We start from the raw sequence: 6106 nt of genomic DNA on the forward strand, positions 1-6106 counted from the left end.
GATCCGGACGCAGTGCGGAGCGTTGCAGGGCTGTTCCTTGATGAAAGACAGTCGGTTAGAAGGCATAGGAAGGTGGCATTTAATGGGGGCGGAGCTTCTAAAGAGATAGGTATAAGAAGCACACCCATTCGATGGTTGGAAGTCAGGTTAAACCGATGCAGCAAGACGAGCGAGACGCGCCCGGAGACAAGGCAAAGACCGGTAGACAGAACCCCGCACCAATCTCGCCAATCCGTTTTGCGGAAGCCATGAGGAGGCACTGGGAAGGCCTCGAGAACTCCTCCTCTGACAAGCTCATGCAGCAATGGAGGGAGATGGGTAACGCCTTCTCAAGGGCTGTCCTCATCGGTGCGGGGAAACGCTTCGACGGCCAGGAGCATGGGCAATGGCAAGTACTGCAACCGCCTACAGGGACCGGAAAGACACAGGGCGCCTGTGTCTATGCATCGCTCGTCGCGAAGCAAAATAGGCATCTGAGGCCCGACTTCGACGAAACGGGCATTCTGATCGTAAGCCCCTTCGTTGCTGATACAGAGGCGATTGCGGATGCGATCAACCGGCTTGCGGGATTCGAATGTGCTCTGGCCCGCCACTCGGGGAAGCGAGCGTCACGTAAAGAGATGGCTCAGCGAGACGTTTTGGTCATCACGCACAAGGCTTACATCAGCGCATTAGAGGATGATGTTCTTGAGCGGGGCGAGGATCGCCTTGACCATTTTCTCCAATGGAGATGCGGCCCGCGCCTGCTTACGATCATAGACGAGAGCCTTTCCGAACTTGTGAAATCCTACAGCGCAACGGCTGAAGATTTTCGGTTTGTCGCGGGAATGATCGATAGAGACTTGGAGTCCAGATTTCCATGGGCCGCTAACCGAGTTCGTGGTGATGCTCACACTGTCAGCGAAATTGAAATTCTACTTTCTGAGCGAAATCCAGAAGAAATCAAACGTACTGCTGGTATCTGGACAGGGGCCAGCGACGACGATTTGGCTTGGCATGCGAACCGGAGCGAGTTTCTGGGCTTGAGGCGCGATCTGGCGCAGCGAAAACACGATCAAGCTGTCCTTGGATATGAGGACAATACCGCTCGACGCACCATTGCTGCCAGAGTGGATCGGACGCTGGCAACCATGGAGGCCATGAGAGCGGGTGGGGGCTATCGGAGCGGCACCGCCGGCAAGTTCACCATCCACACTTCAAAACTCCTGATACCAGATCATCTCGCAGGACCGGTGATCCTTGATGCCACAGCAGAACAGGATCCGGTCTGGGGCTTGCTAGGAAGGCACGTAAACGTCTCGAGCAGGGTAGAAGGCGTTCGAACCTATCGAAACGTTACTCTCCATGTTGCACGCGCAGCCAATGTCGGTCAGGACAGCATGCGTCAGAACGCCGATACAAGACTCTCGCGGTTGGTGGAGGCTTTGAATAGCACGCTTGAGGATAGGCGGGTTTTCCTTTGTCTCCACAAGGGTATAGAGGCGAAAGCGTTAAGCTACGAAACGACATTCGCTGAGTTTTCCGTCGACCATTGGGGACATATCAACGGCCGGAACGATTGGCGGGACTTTGATGCAGCGATCTTGCTCGGATTGCCGTATCTACCCAAGACTTGGGCTTTCGACCTGATCATGGCCACTCGACCGTTCAGGCAGGGCAACACTTCCATATTTGATGGAGACGACGAACAACGTCGACACCTGTGCCGCACGCTTCAGACCTGCCACATGGCCACCTCCATCGTTCAGGCCATGAATCGGATTCGGTGCCGGAAAGTTATCGATGGACAAGGAAACTGCGCACCAGTCGATGTGTTCATTATTCTCCCCAGCAACAATCTAGGCGATGATCTCTTGTCCCGGATCAAGCAAGAAATGCCGGGCATCAAGACCGTTCAGTGGGACTTTTCACTGGATGGAGAAGAATTGGAGATAGGCAAGGCGCACTATGCTGAGCCGGTCTACCGATACATGGAAAGCAGCGGCCCGGGGGAAACCGACCTTCGAGACCTCGTCAAAGAGCTGGGTTTGAGCAAAGGCGCGAAGAAGGATCTGCAAGCCGATCTTCGCGACACGAATAGCGCATTGACCCGTGCTTTGGAAAAATTAGGCGTTAGATATCACTCAGCCGGACGAGGGGCGAGAGCACGTAGCTATCTACGAAAATTTTAAAAAGCTTCATTTATCTTGATTTTCTGAATATAATTGAGGCATCAGATGAATTAATAATAATATTGAAAAACATTTTATTTGAATTAATTCAAAGAGGAAAGGTAGAGTTGCGATGATTTTTGACGTCAATCCTGATCAAGTTGGACGGCTGGATGAACATCAGGTCGTCGATCTTCTTCGCCGTCTCATCAGTGCTGAACTTCACAAAAATTCTATTCCGCTGCGATCGGGTACGGCTCCTGCGCAGATAACTATTGCTGACGGTGGCGATGATGCTCGTGTTTCATGGTCGGGCGGGCCGAATGAAACCGATTGGCTGCCCAGCCGTTTCACGATCTTTCAAAGCAAGAAAGGGACAACGTCGCCCGCCGGGTTGAAGGCTGAAACTCAGACGAAATCCACACAAGGCACGAATGCGCCAAAATTGAACGACGCTCTTGAGGAAGCCATTTCTCAAAGCGGTGCCTATGTCATCGTTACGCCCACGCCTGTTGTCGGCACCAACGTCGACCGCCGCATTAAAGCTATTTGGGAGGGGATCAGCGATACGGGCAATGATCCATCCTTGTTGTCTTCCATTCAAATCTACGATTGCAACAGACTCGCTGCATGGACGAATACGCATCCATCAGTGGCGCTATGGCTCAACGCTTTATTGCGAGATGTCTATCTTGGTGGCTTTCAAGCCTTTGAAGATTGGGGACGCTCATCGGAAGTTTCTGCAAAACGACGATAACACCATTTTGCAGGAGAAATCCTTTGATGGCATCAGGGAGGTCATATCCGCGTTCCTCGCCACACGCGGCAACGCTGTGCGAATAATCGGACCATCGGGATACGGAAAGACGCGCCTCGTCCACCAGCTCATCGCAAGTCAGGCTGCATCTCCTCAGGACGTCTTGAGCGAGAGCCAAATCATTTACTGCATTTACGACGACGTTAAAGACCGACTTTTAAACATTGCGCGTGAAATTGCCGGCACTGGCTCACGTGCCTTGCTCGTAGTTGATGATTGTCCGGATCAAGTCCACACGAAGCTGAATGAAATCGTGCATCGGGACGGCTCCCACTGCCACCTCATAACGATAGGCGTGGAGACTAAGGCGCAAGGCATACGCCGCAATCTGATTGTTGAGCTGAATGCCGCGTCAAACGAGTTGATCGGCCAAATTGCTGAGGCAACGAACAAGCAGGTTAGTAAAAAGAATGCTTCGCTCATTCGCGACCTGTCACAAGGTTTCCCAAGGATGGCGGTTTTCGCAACGCGGGCTTTGGAAGACGGAGATGAAGAACTGAGCTCGGTCGAAACTCTGGTTTCACGGATCGCTTGGGGCGAGCACGAAATAGATCAATCAGCCTTTGAAAGCTTGCAACTTTTGAGCCTTTTCACAATCGTTGGAATGGAAAACCAACCTGCGAAAGAACTCGAAGAAATAGCGGCTTATTGTGGCAAGACCGGACGGCAGATGTTCGGTGAACTGAGACGCTTTACCGATCGTGGCGTTCTATTTCGTCAAGGCGATTTTGGTGAGGTGCAACCTCTCCCTCTTGCCATGCGCTTGGCAAATCAATGGCTTGAAGGTAACCCCGCTGGAACCTTGGAGGATTTATTTCGCTCTCTCAGTGAAGAAATGAAACTGAGAATGGTTGGACGACTGCGGTGGGTGTCGCACTCGGATAAGGTGTCCAGTTTCGGTCGCGCTCTGCTTTCCGAGGCATTGCCGGATGAGGCGGCATTGGACAGCGAATTCGGATCAAAGCTTCTCGACCGCTTTGTCCACCTTGCGCCTGATGCAACGATGGAACATCTAGACGGGTTGCTCTCGGGGAAAACCATTGATGAACTTGCAACCTTTGACACAGGAAGGCGTTACACTATTTGGGCTTTGGAGAAGCTGGTTTTTCGCCGTCAGACCTTTGATGCGGCAGCCAGATTGTTGCTAAAGCTTGGCGCTGCAGAAAACGAAGATTGGTCGAACAATGCCTCCGGTCAGTTCACCGGCCTCTACCAGCTTTATCTTTCAGGAACGGAGGCCGCACCGGAAGAAAAACTCGTTGTTTTGGATGACGGACTGGCCGATACCGATGAACGAGTGCGAAGACTCTGTGTTGATGCACTTAGTCGAATGCTCGAGACTGGACATTTCTCTCGGTCCGGTGGCTCGGAACATATCGGCGTCGGAGAAGCGCTGGAGGACTGGCGCCCTACAACATACGGGGAGATTTTCGACTACTATCGAGCGGCTTTGTCACGCTTGGAGGAAGTCGCCATTGATACCCAGGATCCCAACCACCAAACGGCGCTAAACACTATTGGCTCGCATTTGAGGAGTCTTTTCTGCATCGCTGACATGCTCGATGAAATACAGGCAATGATCACACGCCTGCGCAGAGCATATCCCGGATGGCATAAAGCAGCCCTCGCGGTCAATGATTGGCTGTATTTTGATCGGAATGAAGCTGATGAAGACTACCAGCAACGGCTTCGCGCATACTACGACGAACTAGTGCCCACCGATCCGCTGGAGCAGATCCACTATTACAGCAGCGGTTGGGGAACGGATATTCATGATCCGGACGTATGCTATGATCGCGAGGGCGATAACGATCATCACTATGGTGAACGCAAAATATACGAGTTGGTCGATGCTGCGCCTAAAGAATCCGCATACTTTCTGCCATTTTTGGACATGCTTTTGGGAAACGCGACAAACTCGGGGTGGATTGCTGTAGTCCGTATTGCAAAGCACGTCGGTGATCCCGAACATCTTCTGCAGCATCTTTTAGAAAACATTACTGCGGACAGCGAAATCCCCGTGGTGGCGAATCTTGTGCGCAATGTCATTTCCGGCGCAGCGCAAACTGACAACAAAAAGGGCCTGGAATGCCTTGAGTTCGCACTGGGCGTTCCCAGCCTAAGCGCATCATCCATCGAATTTATTGCTGCAGCCGGGCTGGATGACGCGCTCATGCAACGCGCAATCGAGTTTGTACATGACGATGCAGTCGAACCACGTCAAGTCTCGGCTATTGCATTCAGCGATATATTTCAGACCGTTGATGAGGGTTTGGTTGAATTGCTGGTCGACACATTGCTGATCAAGCAAGAGAGCGGGGCGTGGGCGGCTGTCGGCTTCCTTGCGCGTGTTTTGTATCGCTCTGATCCCAAAGAAGGACGGTTGTTGCGAGCTTTGATGGCATCTGTGACCAGTCCCGCCTTATTTGACAATCCGCAACATTCAAACATGGACTGGTACCATTGGTGCGATCTCGTTGAGAAGCTCTTCAATGGTGGCCATGTCGATGAATACGTTAGTAGTGAATTGGTAGATTTCATCATCAGGGTAACCTCCGTTGAAGAATACCGTGTTCAACTCGCATTCGATGGTTACGCGCAAAAAATACTCCGGCGCATCATAGCGGCGCATCCGCGCCTAGTTTGGGAGAAGTACCACGAGGCGAGAGCTGCCGCAGATGGACGAGCTGTATACCGGCTTCAAATTTTGTTCGATGCGAATATTGGAGAGCCGTCAAACCCCGGCGTTCTCAACGACATTCCAGCTGAAATTTACTTACCATGGATGCTTGCGAACAAAGAAGAGCGAATGCCGTTCATTCTGGATTGGATCCAGCTCTTTGACGGGGCAAAGAGCACGCGCAATTGGAATCCGGCATTTATATCATTTGTTGATGCCCATGTGGATCGACCGGAGAGGTTAGATGCACTTCGTTCCAGATTGAGCACAGGTGTGTGGGCAGGCTCGTTCGCCAGTAAGCTTGAAGCTGAGCGTGCTTTTTTGCTTGAACTCCGGGGCCTTTCAAGAAATCCGCATGTCCATCGATGGATTGATAGAACGACGACACGGATGGAACAACAAATCACGGAAGAGCGCAGGCGGGATGCAAATCGGGAAGCTTCATATCGCGGGTGACTG

At 52.0% G+C, this 6106-nt stretch carries 3 protein-coding genes; all 3 read left to right on the forward strand.

Going from position 1 to position 6106, the window contains the following annotated elements; genetic code table 11:
* Positions 1-314 precede the first annotated feature (314 nt).
* A complete protein-coding gene (locus BBX35_RS22570; RefSeq protein ID WP_141687908.1) occupies positions 315-2171 on the forward strand; it encodes a P-loop NTPase family protein in 1857 nt (618 codons plus the stop codon).
* A 112-nt stretch (positions 2172-2283) separates the two neighbouring features.
* Positions 2284-2907 carry a hypothetical protein gene (locus BBX35_RS23515; RefSeq protein WP_141687909.1) on the forward strand — a complete coding sequence of 208 codons (624 nt, stop codon included), beginning with the start codon at positions 2284-2286 and terminating at the stop codon, positions 2905-2907.
* Entirely contained in the window at positions 2843-6103 is a 3261-nt protein-coding gene (locus BBX35_RS23520) for a hypothetical protein (protein ID WP_141687910.1), read from the forward strand. The genes BBX35_RS23515 and BBX35_RS23520 overlap by 65 nt, the downstream gene beginning before the upstream one ends.
* Positions 6104-6106: the final 3 nt, after the last annotated feature.

Origin of the sequence: Stappia indica, from assembly GCF_001696535.1 — a bacterium.
Lineage (GTDB): Bacteria > Pseudomonadota > Alphaproteobacteria > Rhizobiales > Stappiaceae > Stappia > Stappia indica.